Origin of the sequence: Sporolactobacillus putidus, from assembly GCF_014647035.1 — a bacterium.
In the GTDB taxonomy this organism is placed as follows: Bacteria; Bacillota; Bacilli; order Bacillales; family Sporolactobacillaceae; genus Sporolactobacillus; species Sporolactobacillus putidus.
The window spans coordinates 252,477-269,726 of sequence record NZ_BMOK01000001.1; the positions used below are offsets into that span (position 1 = coordinate 252,477).

A 17,250-nucleotide genomic window follows, 5' to 3' on the forward strand; every position below is an offset into this window, starting at 1 on the left:
CGAACGCACTCTGACTTATATGGATAATTCCTTAGCCAACTGAAACAAGTCATTATTAAATTCATGCTTCTTCGTTAAAAGATCCAGAATGTCGTGAGCCACAATTTTATTATTCTGAATGGCAATCATTTTGCCCTTCTCACCAGTAAGCAGCAATTCCACCGCTTTGCTTCCCATTCTGCTCGCAAGAACACGGTCAAAGGCTGTAGGAGCACCGCCTCTCTGGACATGCCCAAGCACGGTAACCCGTGTGTCCATATTTGCCCGTGCCTTAATGGCCTCGGCAACATCGTTCGCGCTGCCCACGCCTTCTGCAACAATAATGATATTATGTTTTTTCCCGCGCTGCAGGCCGCGGTTCAGGCGCTCGACAATCGTGTCAATGTCTTCTTTCTTTTCAGGAATCATGATGGTTTCCGCACCGTCAGCAAGACCCGCCCACATCGCCAGATCGCCGCACCCGCGGCCCATAACCTCGATGATAAAGCGGCGTTCGTGTGAAGTTGCCGTATCGCGAATCTTGTCGATCGCGTCGATAATCGTATTCAGCGCTGTGTCGAAGCCCAGCGTAAAGTCGGTCTCAGGAATGTCATTGTCAATCGTGCCGGGGATGCCGATCGTCGGAAAACCGAGCTGAGTCAGTTTGACCCCGCCCATAAAAGAGCCGTCGCCGCCGATGACAACAAGTCCTTCAATGCCGAATTTCTTAAGCTGTTCAATGGCAATGGCACGGCCCTCTTCCGTTTTAAATTCTTCGCAGCGTGCGGTATAGAGGATCGTACCCCCGCGCTGAACGATGTCGCCGACGTCCGACACTTCAAGTTTCTTAATATTGCCGGTAATAAGTCCTTTGTAACCGTGGTAGATGCCGAAAACCTCAACCCCGCGATAAATACCGGCGCGGACAACCGCGCGAATGGCCGCGTTCATGCCTGGGGCATCGCCGCCGCTTGTTAAAACGCCAATCCTTTTCATCACAACAATCACCTCATTTTTTTATTCGAGTTACTGCCCGCTGATGAATTTGAAAAAGCCTGCCGGCTTTCCGGATTACTTGAAGACACGACAAAATTGCCGATTGCCCGGTACTTGGCCGACCGCTGTTCCCGAACATCGGATCGGCTTAGTTTGTCCAGCTCTTTCAAAGACTCGACCAGAGTCCGGTCAATCAACCGAGCCTGCGTTTTCGGATCATTGTGGGCGCCGCCCAAAACCTCCGGAATCAGTTTATCAATAATGCCGAGTTTTTTCAAATCGGGTCCCGTAATCTTCATTGTTTCCGCAGCTTTTTCTGCCAGTCCTGCGTCTTTCCAGAGCAAAGCGGCGGCCCCTTCGGGAGAGATTACGGAGTACCAGGAGTTCTCAAGCATGAGAATCTGATTGCCTACACCGATTGCCAGAGCACCGCCGCTGGCGCCTTCTCCGATCACCACACAAATCACAGGCACGGAAAGTCCCGACATCTCGAAAAGGTTTCTCGCGATCGCTTCGCTCTGGCCGCGCTCTTCCGCAGCCTTGCCGGGAAAAGCGCCCTTCGTGTCAATAAAAGTGATGATCGGCCGGTGAAACTTGTCCGCCTGCTTCATCAAACGCAGCGCCTTACGATAGCCCTCCGGATGCGGACTGCCGAAATTTCTCCGGATGTTCTCTTTCGTATCACGCCCTCGCTGCTCCCCGATCACAGTAACCGGACGATTGTGGAATTTTGCAATTCCGGCAACGATCGCCGGATCATCCCCGTAAAGCCTGTCGCCGTGACATTCAATGAAATCCGTAAAAAGAAGCGGTATATAATCCAGAGTCGTTGGCCTAGTCAGCTTTCTTGCAATCTGGACACGCTCCCACGGCGTCATATTACTGTACGTTTCTTTCTCCAGAGCGGCCAGCCGATCCTGAAGATGCGTCAGCTCTTCAGAAAGATCGATCCCTTTATCGTCCATGAATTTCTTCAGTTCGGCAATCTTGTCTTTTAATTCATTGATCGGCTTTTCAAACTCAAGTCCGGGTCCCAACCGCCATCACTCCCTCCAGCATGAATCGACAGCACTTTCTGAAGAACGTTCTTAAGCTCGCTGCGTTCAACAACCTGATCAAGCTGTCCGTGCTTCAGCAGAAATTCAGCCGTTTGGAAATCATCCGGCAGCTCTTCGCCGATTGTCTGTTCAATAATTCTCCGGCCTGCAAAACCGATCAATGCTCCCGGCTCCGCAAAATTATAATCGCCGAGAGAAGCAAAGCTTGCGGAAACCCCGCCGGTCGTCGGATGAGTCATGACCGAAATGTAAAGGCCCCCGTTATCGCTGAACGCTTTGAGCGCTGCGCTGGTCTTGGCCATCTGCATCAGGCTCAGAACGCCTTCCTGCATGCGTGCGCCTCCTGAAGCCGAGAAAATGATCACGGGCAGACCGGCCTTTCCGGCAAACTCGATCATACGGGTAATTTTCTCCCCGACAACCGAACCCATACTGCCCATGCGGAATCCCTTATCCATGATTGCCGCAGCAGCATCACAGCCGTCAATCTTTCCCTTGCCGGTCAAAACAGCTTCGCTGAGATTCGTTTTCTGCTTATCCTTCTCCAGTTTGTCCATATAATTCGGAAAGTGAAGCGGATTTTCCGAAATCATGTCCCTGTCGAACTCCGTAAACGTCCCTTCATCAAAAAGCATGTCGGCGCGATCATATGCACTCAGCGGATAATGATAGCCGCATGACTGGCAAACATACAAGTGTTTCTTCAATTCTTTGACGTACATAATTTTTTTGCATTTCGGGCATTTCATCACAATGCCTTCGGGAACCTCTTGCTTCGCCCTGGCAGACGGAACCGTCGCGTACTTTTTCTTTTTAACAAAAAAGTCCTTTATCAAGTATATCACCCTCTAACTTTTTCCAAGCCTGAAATCAATCAAATCTTCCAACATGTCGTTTTTTTTTCACTTATTTTTCATTGAATCGTCGATTGTTTTTTCTTGTTTTCGACAAATTATGTTTTGTTATTGTATTATACCGATTTGACGGATGCCGCGAAAATGGGGATCGGTACCGATTTTACGAACCAGTTCCGGCCTCATTTATGAGTTTCCAAACTTCTTCATTATAGCAGAGCTCCTGGTAAATTTTAAAGAAAAACTTGGTGAAGCCAAGTCTCAGACACTGACCGATTCCTTAGTTTTTCTTAGACTATATTCCGCTAATCTTTTTATACTTTCTTATTTTGTATAAGAAAAAATCCCGCTGGGCTTCATCATAACATTTTTCTCCCCGAGCAGTCTCTGCATCCCGTCAAGAAACTTTTTTTCTGTCGACACTGCATAATTTGGGGCAAGACCGACAGTCCGTCCGTCTGATTCATAGTGGAGAACGATGCGGTGTGAACCCGGATGTCCCTCAATCTCTGTTTTCAGCCGGTCAAGAATGTCAGGATGATTGTGGGCGTTGTCGATCCTTAAAAAGAGCACCATCCGCTGCCCGGAAAGAAAATCATTCCATTCTACGGCTTTATAGACATTCAGCTTCGCTTCCTCCGGCCTCTTGCTCTCGGACCGTTTTGCCTCAATAATCGCGATCCGGTCATTTCGCAATACATTTTGAAATTTTTCATAGTAAGGAGCAAAACAGATGGCCTCGGCCCGGCCGGATTCATCACTTACCGAAAAAAAAGCCATCCATTGGCCGGATTGAGTCCGGACCGGCTTGAGTTGTTCCACCATAACTGCCAGACAGGCGGACTCCCCGCCGGCGAGCTGCATCGCGCGGCCGATCGTCACAATCCGCGAAGGGAGCCGGTCGCGAAAACGTTCCAGAGGATGAGCGGACAAATAAACACCAACCACTTCTTTCTCATAGCGCAATTTTTCAAACGCGGTCAGCGGCGGAACATCTGTGTAGTCACTTTGCATGTTCTCAGGCATTGAAAAAGAAGTCTGGCCGGCAATACCCTTCCGTTCTTCCTCGCCCGCCGTCATCGCCTGATCTAGGGTAGCCAGAAGAACGGCGCGATCTGAACCAAACTCGTCCATCGCACCGGAAAAAATCAGCGATTCGATGGCTTTCCTGTTTACTTTTCCGGAAGAAACCCGTCGGCAAAAATCATATAAATCACGATAAGCGCCATGCTTTCTGCGCTGTTCGAGGACTTCATCAATTGCTCCGGTGCCAAGATTTTTGATTGCCGACAAACCAAAAAGAATACCGTTCCCCAGAGGCTCGAACGTCCCAAGACTGCGGTTGACCGACGGAGAATAAAGCGCAAGACCAGCCTCACGGATCTCCATGACAGATGAAGCGAGTTTGTCCTGGCTGCCGGCAATGCTTGAGAGATGCGAGGACATAAATTCCTGAGGATAATGAGCTTTCAGATAAGCGAGCCGATAGGATATTATGCTGTAGGCCACCGCATGAGACCTGTTAAATCCATAGTTGGCAAAGCGGACGATCAGATCAAAGACCTGGCGCGCCGTTTCCTCGGGATAATGATTCCTCTTGCAGCCGTCCAGAAAACCTTTTTGCTGCTCCTCAAGCATTTCCCGTTTTTTTTTCGAAACCGCGCGACGAAGTATATCGGCCTGTCCGAGCGAATAACCGGCCATTTTTACGGCAATCTGCATGATTTGTTCCTGATACACAAGAACACCGTAAGTCGGCGCGAGAATGGACTTCAGATCAGGGTGGGGATAATGAACCGCTTCTTCGCCGTGCTTTCTTTTCACATAGCGGTCGATAAATTGGACGGGACCGGGCCGGTAGAGCGCGACTACGGCAACAATATCTTCGAAATCAGTCGGTTTCAGCTTTCTAAGAACCCGGCGCATACCCTCGGATTCAAGCTGAAAAACGCCTGTCGTATCGCCGCGGCTGAGCAACTGAAAAGTCGCGGGATCGGCGGGTGGAATGCTTTCAATGTGAAACGCCTTTCCGGTTTGAAGCGATACCCGCCGGATGATTTCCCTTATGAATGTCAGGTTCCTGAGTCCGAGAAAGTCTATTTTCAGGAGCCCCAGCGATTCAAGAATATCCATAGGATATTGTGTCACCGGAATGCCGTCATGCCCTTCCTGAACAGGTACGATGTCAGTCAGCGGCTTATCACTGAATACGACCCCTGCCGCATGGATCGAAGAGTGTCTCGGCAATCCTTCCACCTGCCCGGCCAGACGGAAAAGAAAAGCGGCTTCCTGCGAGCTGCCGAGCAGATCACGCAGTTTCGCCGATTCCTGATACGCTTTTTTCAATGTCATTTTCGGAGCGGAAGGGATCAGACGGGCCAGGCGGTCCGCAAGGCGCGGGTCCCCGCCCAGCGTCCGGCCGACATCGCGTACGGCGGCCTTGGCCGCGAGCGTTCCGAACGTGATAATTTGGGCCACATGCTCCCTTCCATATTTTTCATAGGCATAGTCAATCATTTTATCACGGTCGACATCCGGAAAATCCATATCGATATCCGGCATCGTAATACGTTCGGGGTTTAAAAAACGTTCAAAAAGAAGGTTGTATTCCAAGGGATTCACTTCAGTGATCTTCATTGCATAGGCGACAAGCGAGCCGGCGGCCGATCCACGGCCGGGACCGGGCATAAATCCCGATCTTCTCGCATGATCAATCAGGTCGCCGACAATCAGGAAATAATCGTTGAATCCCATCCGATCGATGATTTTCAGTTCTTTTTCCAGCCTGTCTTTGACCTCGGCGCTGACCGTACGGAAACGCTCCCGTATCCCCTGTGCACATTTTTCACGCAGCAGCTGCACCGAACTCCGCCCATCAGGCACTGGAAAGGACGGAAGCCTCATCCGGTCAAAAGTAAAATCAACCCGGCAGCCGAGAGCGATCTGTTCGCTCGTCGCGACTGCTTCCGGAAGATCGGCAAACCGCTCTTCCATCTCTCTTGTAGATTTAAAATCGTTATCGGGATGCCCGGGGAGATGATCCGTCAGTCTGTCGCCGCTGCGGATGCACATCAGACATGCGTGTGCTTCTGCATCCTCCTTGTCCATATAGTGGACCCCGTTTGTTGCGACGAGAGGAAGCGAAAGCGCGCGGCCAATTTCAGCCTTGCCGTGTTCAATCAGATCTTCATCGACCAGCCCGTGACGCTGGCACTCCAGAAAAAAACGCCCGGTAAAAATCTCGCCGAACAGGCCTGCCAACCGGGTCGCCTCTTTCTGCTTCCCGGCGGCAAGCAGCCTGTCAATCCGCCCTTCCGGACCGGCTGATAAAGCAATCAGGCCCGCCGAGTATTTTGCAAGTTCGCTGATACTGACTGTTTTATCCTTTTTATACTGGACGATCGAGGCCAGTTTGACAAGATGAACATACCCTTCATTGCTTTCCGCAAGCAGGATGAGCGAGCCGTGATCCGCTCCCCTTCCATTTTCTCCCCCTGTGTTATTACGCTCAGCGGCTACTGAAAGTTCCATTCCGATAACAGGCTGGATACCGTTTTTTTTGCAGGCATGGTAAAACGGAATCACACCGTAAAGTACATTGCTGTCTGTCAGAGCCAGCGCCTTCTGCCCTTCTTTTTTGGCCTGAACGGCGAGCTGTTCGATCCGGCAGGTGCTATCCAGCAAACTGTATTCACTGTGTACATGGAGGTGTACAAACGGCATGCTGTCATTCTCCCTTTCTTCCGACTCTCTTCACCCATTATAGTATACCGGGCATTCAATGAAAAACTGGAATAACGGCACGACCTGTCCCATAGTCTGTACAAAGACAGTTGAAGTGCCAACTGAATCTGCGGCAAACTCCCGAAGGAGGAGAAAATCTATGCGCGCTTTTTTCGCGACGGCGATCATGAATTACTGTATCGCTTTCGGTGTGATCATCGGCGGATGTATCATCGGCGGAATGGGTGCTTTTTTTGTCAGCCAGCCGCCGTTTTCGGAAATGAGCAGGCTGGCTTCCACGATGAAAATCTGGGCCGTTGTCACCGCAATCGGCGGTACATTCGACACTATTGAAAACTTGGAGCGGGGATTTCTCAACGGCAGTCCTTTCGAAGTGCTGAAACATCTCTTGCTCATCGGCTCAGCCATGGTCGGAGCCCATTCGGCAAGCCTGATTGTTCAGTGGCTGACGAGGTCGGGCTGATGCGTATTCCACCCTATCATCGCATGCCGGACAGGCAGCGGTTTCTGGCCGGATGCATCATCGGCGTGCTCGTTGGTTTTTCCTTTTTTCTCTTTCTTTTCGGTGCAGCTCAAGAAAGGCAGATCGATAAAATAAGGGAACAGGGTGCAGAAATACAAATGCTGGAAAAGCAGAAAAAAGCGCTCATTGATGCGGAGGAGCGGAAAAATGAGCAGCTTGAAAAAAAGATGACGGTTCAGGAAATTGATGTTACGATCGCCGACGCCAGTCTGGAAAAGGCAGCCCGCACTGAACTCGAACAGGCCGTGGCCGATGAGCTGAATTCCGTCATCAATCACAGCATCGAATCTGTCGCGGACAACCAGCAGCTGATCGAAAAAGCGATCGAACGAAAACCTTTTACCGCCGCAGAGATTACCTACCGTTTTCATGTAAAAAGCATGGTCATTTTCTCCAAATTGACGCTCCTGCTCGAGGTTTCCGAAAAAAAGGACAACAGCCGTTAAAGCTGAAAAAAGAAGCCTGAAGCGAACTTCCGTTTCAGACTTTCCAATAAATATTCTTTATCGATTCCGGGAGCGTTATTGCCGGCAAATGGCCTGCAGATCAGAGATCAGGCGGTCTGCTTCTTCCCAACCGTGTACTGTGGCTCCCGCAGCGAGCGGATGTCCGCCGCCGTGATAAACTTCAGCAAGACGATTGATAACCGGACCTTTAGAACGGAGACGAACCCGGATAAGATCCTCTTCCTCAGAGAAAAGGACCCATGCCTTCAAATGTTCGACATCCGAAAAACAATTGACCAGCATCGAGGCATCCGAGGATTCAAGGTTAAAGGATCGGACCAGATCGAGAGGAAGTTTGATAAATCCGACACCTTCTTCAGTCAAGGTGAAATGTTGAAGGACATACCCGTTCAGCCTGGCAAGAGAGAGACTCCGCTTGTACAAGTTATTAAAGAAGGCCTGGCGGTCGAAAGGGTGTTTCACGAGCGCGGCGGCGGCAAGAAACGTTTCAGAAGTCACATTGCTGAACTGAAAGCGGCCCGTGTCGCCGACAATTCCGGCGAACAGGAGCCTTGCCGCCGATTCCGTCATTTTCAGCTCCGGATGAGTCCCGTAAATCGACGTGATCATTTCACTGGTCGAACTCGCGGAGGTCTTCACCCATTCAGGATCGCCGTAGGAATCAACCACAGGATGATGATCAATTTTAATCAGGCGGGCGCCTTTGCCGAACCGCGTGTCGGATATCCTTTCACGGTTGGCCGTGTCGCATACGATGACCAGTGCGTTGGCGTAAACAGCATCATCCGGCGTGTCCATCGGCAGGAGGAAGCGAAGGGAATCCGTCATCTCGCCTACCGTATACACCTTCTTTTCAGGAAAATTATCGCGAATCAGGCAGGCCAGTCCGCCCTGTGACCCGAGCGCGTCCGGATCCGGCCTGACATGGCGATGAATGATAATCGTCTCATATTTTTGAATCCATTCGAGTATCTGATCAATAATCACACGAGTCCCTCCATTGGTACCGGATAAAAAAAATTTTTATGTAGTGAATGAACGCCTGACCATCCTGCACCCTTCAGTTTGCTCTTCAGAAACGGTCGATGAATTGGGCGGTCAGCAACGCTTTTCCGCACAGCTGATTTTCAACAAATAATTCAATATCCAGTTTCCCGTTGCGACGCGTTGTTTCCAGTATTTTCGGGCGAATCACCACAGTCTGCTCAATCTGTACCGGTTTAAAAAAATAAAAGCTCAGATTCTCAACGACCAGATCGCCCTTTCTGACATGATTCAGTACACGCCGCCCGACCGTTGTGATCATCGACGTCATGACGCCGTATGCGAGAGAGCCGAGATAGTCAGTCATCTGAGGTTTAACAGTAAACTGAAAAGCATAATTTTCCCCGGCCGACTGATCGGCGAGCCCTGATGAAACGACATCCTCAATGGTTTCCCCCATCTGCGGCTGCTGCTGAATCATCTGCAGCGACTTCATCACATCGCTGCGAGTTATAATGCCCAAAAGTGTTTGATTTTCATCAATGACCGGCAGGCATTCAATACCTTCCCAGATCATCCGGTGTGCCGCGGCCGCGACAGAAGTCGACGGTTTGACCACAATCGGACGCGGTGTCATCACTTCGTCGATGGTGCCGGCCCCTTCATGCCCCATGACATCTTTCATCGTGACAATGCCGACGACCTTCATTTTTCGATCAACAACCGGAAAACGGCTGTGCGCGGTTTCCCGGTTCAGCTCGTGCCAGCGATCGGGGGAGTCTTTGCCGAACAGAAACTGTGTTTCAGAGAACGGGATCAGAATATCGGAGACATGCACAATCTCTTTCTTGATCAGCTGATCATAGATCGCGCGGTTGATCTTGGCGGCCACAGTAAACGTGTCGTATGAGGTTGAAATAACCGGCAGGTTCATGCGATCCGCAAGCAGCCGGACGTCTTCGCTCGTATCGAATCCGCCGGTAACCAGTACGGCCGCCCCTTCTTTCAGCGCATACCGGTGAACGGACTCGCGGTTTCCAACGATCATCAGGTCGTTCGCATCAATATAGCGTTTAATCGCATCCAGTTCCATCGCGCCGATAATAAAGTGATTCAATGTTCGAGAAAGGCCGCCTCTTCCTCCCAGAACCTGTCCGTCAACAATTCCGACAATGGATTCAAAGGTCAGTTTTTCGATGCTTGCCTTATCTTTTTTCTTAATCCGGAGGGTTCCCACGCGCTCTACGGTACTCACAAGCCCCTGAATTTCCGCATCCTTAATCGCGCGATAGGCCGTTCCTTCGCTGACCTGAAGTATTTTCGCGATCTGACGGACAGATATTTTGCTGCCGATTTCAAGACCCTGTATGTAATTCAGGATCTGCTCATGCTTTGTCTCCATATCACTCACCAAACTTTCCGGGAAACGAACGATTTATAACTCGATGGACTGTCCGGGAGCCAGTACGAGCGCCCGGTCTCCCAGCCGGTCAGCAAATTGACGTGCATCCTGCCTGATCACAGGGAATGTATTATAGTGGATCGGGACGACTTTTCCTGCTTTGATCCACTGCGCCGCAAGCTGCGCGTCATCCGGACCCATGGTGAAGTTGTCGCCGATTGGCAGAAAAGCAAGATCGATTTTGTTTTGTTCTCCGATCAGTTTCATGTCTGAGAAAAGGGCCGTGTCCCCTGCGTGGTAGATCGTTTTTCCTTCTAAATAAAGAAGCAGTCCGGCAGGCATGCCCGTGTATACAATTCGGCGATTTTCAGATTCGGTAACACTTGAACCGTGAAAGGCCTGCGTCAGTTTCACACGCCCGAAAGGAAAATCAAAACCCCCGCCGATCGACATGCCGTGTGTCTTCAGCCCTTTCCATCCGAAATAAGTCGCGAGTTCGGCAACTGCGATCACCAGAGATCCGTCGCGTTCAGCGATCGGCTGTACATCTTCCACATGATCGCCATGTCCGTGCGTTAATAAAATGGCATCAATTTCAGGCAAGTCCTCAATCGACATCTTTGCCAGACCGTTGCTTGTGATAAACGGATCAACCAGAAGATTGGCTTTGGCTGTTTCAATCAGAACCGTGGAATGTCCGATAAAAGTTATACGCATCCGTTCGACCCCTTCCCGTCAGGCAGAATTTTTATCCTGTTAATTATTTTATTATACACTAACCGCAGCTTGATTCGAAAGAAAGCGCCGCGCTTCCGCCACATTTACGGGTTTAGTGATTTTAAAAAAATAAGTTTCGTTATTTGAATTGTTCAGGAATTTTTATCCGCTCTCCTGCGGTTTGTGATACATTAGAGGTATTATCTTTTGTACTGGAGTGACCCTTTTGACAGATAAAATCAATAAAATTGAGAATTGGCTGAGAAACCATGACGGCCGTTTTGCTTACATAGCCGATCCGACCAATGTCTATTATTTGACCCATTTTAAATGTAATCCTCATGAACGTTTTCTCGGACTGTTCGTTTTCCCGGATCACGAACCCTTCATGGTCTGTCCGGAACTCGAAGTCGGCCAGGCACAAGCGTCGGCATTCGGCCGCGAAGTCATCGGCTACCGTGATGATCAGGACCCGTGGACCTTTGTTCGAGCAGCGCTGGAGTCCAGAAAATCTGTCTCGGGAAAAATATATCTTGAACCAAGCACCCTTCCCTATAGCAAAGCATTGGCTCTGAAAACACTATATGATGATGTCTCCTTTGCTTCGATTGAAAATCTGCTCGCATCCATGCGGAACATTAAAGATAGGAGCGAGCTCGCCGCGATGAAAAAAGCGGGGGAAATTGCCGACTACGCCGTCGGACTCGGAATCAAGGCCATAAAAAAAGGCAGGACCGAACGCGCGATTATCGCCGAGATCGAGTATGGGCTGGCCAAACACGGCTATTCGGAAATGGCTTTCGACACGATGGTACTGACCGGCGAGAACAGTGCCGCCCCGCACGGCTATCCGAGTACACGGCAAATTAAAGAAGGCGACTTTATCCTGTTCGATCTCGGAGTGGTTGTTGACGGATACTGCTCGGACATCACCCGTACGGTCTGCTACAAATATGCTTCGGATGAACAGCGGAAAATGTATCAGACATGCCTTCAGGCGAATATGGATTCCATTAAGGCGGCGCAGCAGGGCCTGCGCATCGGTGATCTGGACGGCGTGGCCAGACAAATCATCACGGACGCCGGCTATGGCGACTATTTCACCCATCGTCTGGGCCACGGGCTCGGACTCGGTGAACATGAGGAGCCGTCAATGAGCGCCGCGAATGACAGCAAGCTGACAACAGGGATGGTTTTTACGATTGAACCGGGTATCTATGTTCCTGGCGTCGGCGGTGTGCGGATCGAAGACGATGTTTACCTGAGCGAAGACGGACCGGTCACCCTGACTCATTATCCGAAAGAACTGCAGATTATTTCATGAGACTGTCCCCAGGCAGGCCCACGTCTATGAAGATGAAACAGAGCGCCGCAGTAATTGACCTGCGGCGCTCTGTTTTTTGATGCATCCCGCCCGGCAAAAGCTTCCGGGATACTTTTTATAGCGTGTTTTATTTGCTAAGACAGGCGAGTGAATTCTTTTCGTTTCTGTCAGGCGATAGTTTTCCGGCATATCGGTGAAAAAAAAAGCCCAGATCGCCTTTATATGTTTTATGCCACGGTTTCTGTTTTCCGCAGTAATGGATGAAAACCGTGTGTTCCCGTATCCAGTTCAGATCGGCCTCATCACCGTTGATCATCAATAATTTTTTTAAATCATAGGCTCTGGCGTCATAATTGTAATAAGCCCCGCATACCGGAATGATTCTATTCCAGTAGATCGCGTTAAAAACGTCTTGATCCGGAAGAAGCAGCCGGTGCTTGTACTGTTCAATATAAGCAAAAATCCGTTCGGCCGGATCGCTCTTTTTCAGCCTGCTCACATTCATCAGCATCACCCCGGTATTAAAATACCCCTTTGCCTTCGGTATCTTCAGGCGCATTTTATTGAAAGTTCTCGCCATCCGCGCCGAATATTCATGCTCCGAAGCGATAAAAAAGGCATCGCCAAACGGCTTATTATAAAAGCGGGAGACAGGATTCAGACAAACGACATCCGGATCCAGGTAGAGCACACGCCCCACCGAATCCGGCAGATAAAGATAGGCAATCAGGCGATAGTACATTTCCGACGTAAAATGCTTGAGAACGGTCGCCTCTTTAAAGATCATCGGATCGACATAGAGGGAGGTGAATTCATGGCCTTCATTCATGACAAAAGTATTAATATCGGCTAAATGCTTTTCAGCCATTTCAGAGTGCATCATGTAGATAGAAAAATGTTCCTCCGGATTATTGATAAAGAGCGATTTCAGCATGACTTTTAGCGGATACAAATAATTGGCGTTCAGCGTGACAAGAATATTCATTCACAGTCCCTCCAGTCCGTAGCCCGATACGTATCCATTCCTTATATTTTCTGATGATGGACAGAAAGGCGGACCGTGTCTCTGGCGATCATGACCTCTTCATTAGTTGGAATAACAAGCACCTTAACCGGGGAATGCGGCGCGTTGATGAATTGTTCCCTTCCATTCACTTTATTCCTTTCAGAATCCCAGTAAATCCCCATAAATTCCAGTCCTTCCAGCACCCTTCCGCGAATCATCGAGCTATGCTCCCCGATACCGGCGGTGAAAATAACGGCATCGAGACCGGACATTTTGGCCGCATACGTACCTATGTATTTATGAATGCGTTCCACAAACACTTCAATGGCAAGCTCGGCCCGTTTGTTTCCTCTCCTGGCCTCTTTTTCAATATCGCGCAAGTCGCTGGAAAAACCGGAAATGCCAAGTAAACCGCTTTTTTTATTCAGAACATTAATGACCTCGCTGGCGTTCATCCCTGTCTTCTCCATAATATAGGGGATCAGAGCGGGATCAATATCACCCGAACGTGTTCCCATGGTCAGTCCGGCAAGGGGAGTAAAACCCATCGATGTGTCGATCGACTTCCCCTCTTTAACAGCGGTAATACTGGAGCCATTGCCCAGATGGCAGGAAATCAGCTTAAGTTCTTCAATGGGACGTCCCAGCATTTCCGCCGCCCGAAGCGTCACATACTGATGACTCATTCCGTGAAATCCGTATTTTCGGATGCCGTAATCCTTGTAATACTCATAGGGAAGGCTATAGAGATAGGTTTCACTTTCCATGGTTTGATGGAACACCGTATCGAACACCGCGACTTCCGGTACTTCGGGAAGGACTTCCCGAAAAGCTTTGATCCCTACCAGATTGGCCGGAATATGCAGCGGAGCCAGCTCGGAAAGGCCTTCGATTTTCTTGATGACTTCATCCGTTATCAGTACGGAATCATCAAAGGATTCACCTCCGTGGAGCACACGGTGCCCGACTCCCTCAATCTCCGATAATGATTGAATGATCCGCAGTGAAGTCAGTTTTTTAAGCAGTTCGCGCACGGCTTCCTCATGATCGGGAATCGAGAAAATTTCCTGTTTCTTTTCCCCCTTTACACTGATCGAAAAAATTGAATCCGGCAAACCGATTCTTTCCACGGAACCTTTCGTCACTAATCTTTCATCAGGCATGTCGAGAATCTGAAATTTCAGTGATGAACTGCCTGCATTGATTGCAAGAATTAATGCCATGTTCTTCACCTCCTGGTCATCTTAAGATCAGCGCGCAAACCAACGATCCATCTGCGTCATGAAATCCTGCATTTTGTGTTTATTTGAGAAGTCCGGCATTTCAGCAAGAAGCGTCTGTTTCGGGACAGTTATGCCTTCGCCTTTTTTCTGTAATAGCATGATGCTCTTCGCTGTGTCCGCATTTTTGAAAAGCGAGGGCGGCAGCTGCAGAAGTGCCAGGATGGCCGCATTTTTCTGAATGAAACGATGAAAATGGCGTTCCTTGTCTTCAGAGAATAGTTGATTGGGAATTAAATAGAGAAGATAACCGGATTCCTTCAACTGCATCAGGCCTTTTTCGATAAAAAGAAATGGTGTGAGCGCCTTCCCGTTAATCACATTCAGTTCAAATGACTTTGCCATTTGCGTGTCCGGATAGATCCCGACCGGAACATCGCAGACCGCAAAATCAACCGGCCCGGAATAGATGGGCCTGAGTCCGTCCTGATGAAAAAAATGAATTTCTTTTTGCTGCAGATTGGCGCTTGTAACGGCTAGTTTTAGGAGCAAATCATCCGTATCTGCTCCGTAAGCCGCAATATGATCCGTTTCCGCCTGATTCATCACACCGGTCAAAAGATTCGCCGTACCGACTGCGGGATCCAGAATCGAAAACGGCCGTTCTCCGGCCAAAAGCGCGACAACGTGTCCCATTAAAATAACCAGACTGTCGGGTGTCATTTCGTGGCCCGGCTGCGGTGCAATTTTCATCCCTTTAAGTACGGCAAGCTGAAAGGCGCGGCGAATCTCTTCCGCAGTCATACCCTCGCGATAAAAATCCGTACAGAGCGGCTCAAGTTTGCTTTTCAGCTCTTCGTCCTTAACGGTTCCGGCGAATATCATTTCACCGGCCGTGCAGAGTGCTTCGAGATAGCTTTTGTGACGATGTTCCTCGATCAGCCGGGCAGATTGATCAAGAACTGAGAACAGTTCGCTTACCATCGTTGTTTGCAAATTCTTTCCCCCATAATAAAGCGCTTACAACATAATAAACATAACGAACCCGAATTCCTCTTTTATTTCGCTTCTGCTGCTGCGATCCGAAGCAGACTCATTTGGTGCGGGGTTCCGTTTGTTTACCTGTTTTTCGAAAAACTTTGCCGGATCATCGACAAATGCCACGCTTTCCATATTTTCGAATCACTCCTGTTCTTACTATAGATTAATTTTAGCGGCAGAGCAACCGGAACGCAAGTAAGAGCGGGTCGGGAACGAAGGCGGAACGAGATTATCGGACGACTCCGGTTCATCTGCTGATGCATGATTGATTTACGAAAAAAAGCCGGATGAGTTTCGTTTTGAGCCCGGATTCACCCGCTAAAGAAAACTTGCCTTTAGGCAAAGCCAGAGGCTTAGTTGCGGGGGCCAGGACGGCCTAATGCCGAACATGCCGCAGGACGCGGCGATCTGTTCGGTCGCTTACACTGATCCTTAAAATTTTTATACTTTCCTATAGCGTAAAAAAACCGACCTCAGAATAGGGTCGGGAAACAGGTTTAGTCATTAGGCTTCTTAAGCAGTTCGTTTAAAAATCAACATCATCCGTCCAATCATTGCTCCGCCGTCTTTTTTTCATATTCCTTTGCTGCCTGCGTTCGCTGTCGTCTTCCGATCCGCCGCCCGCCTTCTCAAGAATTTCTTTTACCCTTTCCACGGTCTGCGGAGCCAGATCGATGAGCCTTTCATACAGGTGCGTGTTATTATCCAAATGAATGGTTTTGACTCCTGCCGGGCCGACAATCAGAAAAGCAATCGGAGTAATGGAGACGCCGCCGCCCGTTCCGCCGCCAAACGGCAGGTAGGCTTCCGTTTCCTCCCCCTGCTCCTCATCAGGATTTTCATTTTTTACAGTGAATTCACTCCCGCCGGCCACAAATCCGAAACCGACCTTGGAGATCGTCACAATCATATGTCCGTCGTCTGTCTCAATCGGATCGCCGATAATCGTTCCGACGTCGATCATGGACTGAAGATTTTCCAGCGCTGTTTTCATCAAACCCTGAATGGGATGATCCGCCATTGCACTCTCCCTCTTTCACCTGCCGCTTTATCTGCCGCATGATGAGCATAGCTTCCCCCGTCTTGACCGTAATCATGCATGATAATCGGGTAGTAAAAACTTTTTCCTGAAATAGAGGAGCCACTTCAATCAGAGGACGGTCGCTCATCATATTTCCAATCAAAGGCATGACGGAGTATTTCACCGACCAGATGATCCCGCAAGTCATCGCTGTTGCCCGTGCCTCCCCAAGTCCGCAGGAAGTCTTCCAGGAAAAATCGTTGAGACACACTTTTTCTGAAAGATTAAGGGAACGGATCACTTTTACGGCAAGCCGGCATAACCGATACAAGTCATGAAAAGGCTGAAACGCATCTCGGACGTCTTTGCCGGATCTATCCGGAGCCCGCTCCTTGATCAGCGCCTTGAGCTTTTTTTCATTGATTTTGAACGATCCCAATTCCTTTTTCCAGAAAAAGAGGGCGATCTCTGTTTCCATGCGGTCTGTACTGATCAGGATGGTAACCCGGACGGACAGGGTGCTCTTTAATAAAACCATGATACATATGGAAAAGACAGCCAAAAGGCAGAGCAGGATCGCGAGTAACAGCATCATCCGTTTTCCCTCTTTGACCCATGCGGCAGGCAAGGTACATGAGTTTTATACTTATTATTGACCGCAACAGACAAACTATCCTTTAAAAAAACAGAAAAAAGGCAGGGAATCCGCTGAAGATTTCCCTGCCTTTAATAGAGAGTGTTCAAAAAGTCCGGGAAAAGCTAAGAAAAGACCTTCTGCTAATAACGTGCACGTCCTGTGCACAACGCAGAAGTCACCACATCCTGTGGAAGTTCTACGTCAACGCGCTTTTCCACTCCTTACGTATTAACAGAGGAACTTCAACTAAGAACGCGCACGTCCTGTACGCAACGTT

At 49.4% G+C, this 17,250-nt stretch carries 16 protein-coding genes; 3 read left to right on the forward strand and 13 right to left on the reverse strand.

Going from position 1 to position 17,250, the window contains the following annotated elements; genetic code table 11:
• Positions 1-15: 15 nt before the first annotated feature.
• The 4 genes from pfkA to dnaE all read right to left on the reverse strand — a co-directional run bounded on the left by pfkA (position 16) and on the right by dnaE (position 6,610).
• Entirely contained in the window at positions 16-975 is a 960-nt protein-coding gene (pfkA, locus tag IEX81_RS01305) for a 6-phosphofructokinase (protein ID WP_188801051.1), read from the reverse strand.
• Between the two features lie 8 nt (positions 976-983).
• Positions 984-2,012: an acetyl-CoA carboxylase carboxyl transferase subunit alpha gene (accA, locus tag IEX81_RS01310; RefSeq protein ID WP_188801053.1), complete on the reverse strand. Its 1,029-nt coding sequence runs from the start codon at positions 2,010-2,012 to the stop codon at positions 984-986.
• Positions 1,970-2,869: an acetyl-CoA carboxylase, carboxyltransferase subunit beta gene (gene accD, locus IEX81_RS01315; protein WP_188801055.1), complete on the reverse strand. Its 900-nt coding sequence runs from the start codon at positions 2,867-2,869 to the stop codon at positions 1,970-1,972. The genes accA and accD overlap by 43 nt, the downstream gene beginning before the upstream one ends.
• A gap of 342 nt (positions 2,870-3,211) precedes the next feature.
• Positions 3,212-6,610, reverse strand: a complete 3,399-nt coding sequence (dnaE, locus tag IEX81_RS01320) for a DNA polymerase III subunit alpha (protein WP_188801057.1) — start codon at positions 6,608-6,610, stop codon at positions 3,212-3,214.
• Positions 6,611-6,770: 160 nt separating this feature from the next.
• On the opposite strand from dnaE, the gene IEX81_RS01325 reads away from it, so the two are divergent.
• Together IEX81_RS01325 and ytrI are read left to right on the forward strand one after the other, a co-directional pair.
• Positions 6,771-7,094 carry a YtrH family sporulation protein gene (locus IEX81_RS01325; RefSeq protein WP_188801059.1) on the forward strand — a complete coding sequence of 108 codons (324 nt, stop codon included), beginning with the start codon at positions 6,771-6,773 and terminating at the stop codon, positions 7,092-7,094.
• Positions 7,094-7,600, forward strand: coding sequence for a sporulation membrane protein YtrI (gene ytrI, locus IEX81_RS01330; protein ID WP_188801061.1), 507 nt, complete (start codon positions 7,094-7,096; stop codon positions 7,598-7,600). Before IEX81_RS01325 ends, ytrI begins: the two co-directional genes overlap by 1 nt.
• A 75-nt stretch (positions 7,601-7,675) precedes the next feature.
• On the opposite strand, the gene IEX81_RS01335 is transcribed toward ytrI, so the two are convergent.
• The 3 genes from IEX81_RS01335 to IEX81_RS01345 form a co-directional block, all read right to left on the reverse strand.
• Positions 7,676-8,605 carry a DHH family phosphoesterase gene (locus IEX81_RS01335; RefSeq protein WP_188801426.1) on the reverse strand — a complete coding sequence of 310 codons (930 nt, stop codon included), beginning with the start codon at positions 8,603-8,605 and terminating at the stop codon, positions 7,676-7,678.
• 88 nt (positions 8,606-8,693) lie between these two features.
• Complete coding sequence (locus tag IEX81_RS01340) at positions 8,694-10,007, reverse strand: DRTGG domain-containing protein (protein ID WP_188801071.1); 1,314 nt, start codon at positions 10,005-10,007, stop codon at positions 8,694-8,696.
• A 33-nt stretch (positions 10,008-10,040) separates the two neighbouring features.
• Positions 10,041-10,724 (reverse strand): metal-dependent hydrolase, encoded by a 684-nt coding sequence (locus tag IEX81_RS01345; RefSeq protein WP_188801073.1) that lies wholly within the window; start codon positions 10,722-10,724, stop codon positions 10,041-10,043.
• Between the two features lie 226 nt (positions 10,725-10,950).
• On the opposite strand from IEX81_RS01345, the gene IEX81_RS01350 reads away from it, so the two are divergent.
• A complete protein-coding gene (locus IEX81_RS01350) occupies positions 10,951-12,048 on the forward strand; it encodes a M24 family metallopeptidase (protein ID WP_188801076.1) in 1,098 nt (365 codons plus the stop codon).
• 127 nt (positions 12,049-12,175) lie between these two features.
• Here the strand turns inward: IEX81_RS01350 and IEX81_RS01355 are convergent, their stop codons facing one another.
• From IEX81_RS01355 to IEX81_RS01375, 6 genes are all read right to left on the reverse strand, one after another.
• A complete protein-coding gene (locus IEX81_RS01355; RefSeq protein WP_188801078.1) occupies positions 12,176-13,033 on the reverse strand; it encodes a glycosyltransferase family 8 protein in 858 nt (285 codons plus the stop codon).
• A 41-nt stretch (positions 13,034-13,074) separates the two neighbouring features.
• Positions 13,075-14,277 carry an acetate kinase gene (locus IEX81_RS01360; protein ID WP_188801079.1) on the reverse strand — a complete coding sequence of 401 codons (1,203 nt, stop codon included), beginning with the start codon at positions 14,275-14,277 and terminating at the stop codon, positions 13,075-13,077.
• A gap of 27 nt (positions 14,278-14,304) precedes the next feature.
• Complete coding sequence (locus IEX81_RS01365; protein ID WP_188801081.1) at positions 14,305-15,270, reverse strand: class I SAM-dependent methyltransferase; 966 nt, start codon at positions 15,268-15,270, stop codon at positions 14,305-14,307.
• Positions 15,271-15,294: 24 nt separating this feature from the next.
• Complete coding sequence (locus IEX81_RS16535) at positions 15,295-15,447, reverse strand: hypothetical protein (protein WP_229727420.1); 153 nt, start codon at positions 15,445-15,447, stop codon at positions 15,295-15,297.
• Between the two features lie 394 nt (positions 15,448-15,841).
• Positions 15,842-16,336, reverse strand: a complete 495-nt coding sequence (gene ytfJ / locus IEX81_RS01370; protein WP_188801090.1) for a GerW family sporulation protein — start codon at positions 16,334-16,336, stop codon at positions 15,842-15,844.
• Positions 16,242-16,931 (reverse strand): DUF2953 domain-containing protein, encoded by a 690-nt coding sequence (locus IEX81_RS01375; protein WP_188801092.1) that lies wholly within the window; start codon positions 16,929-16,931, stop codon positions 16,242-16,244. The genes ytfJ and IEX81_RS01375 overlap by 95 nt, the downstream gene beginning before the upstream one ends.
• Between the last annotated feature and the right edge of the window lie 319 nt (positions 16,932-17,250).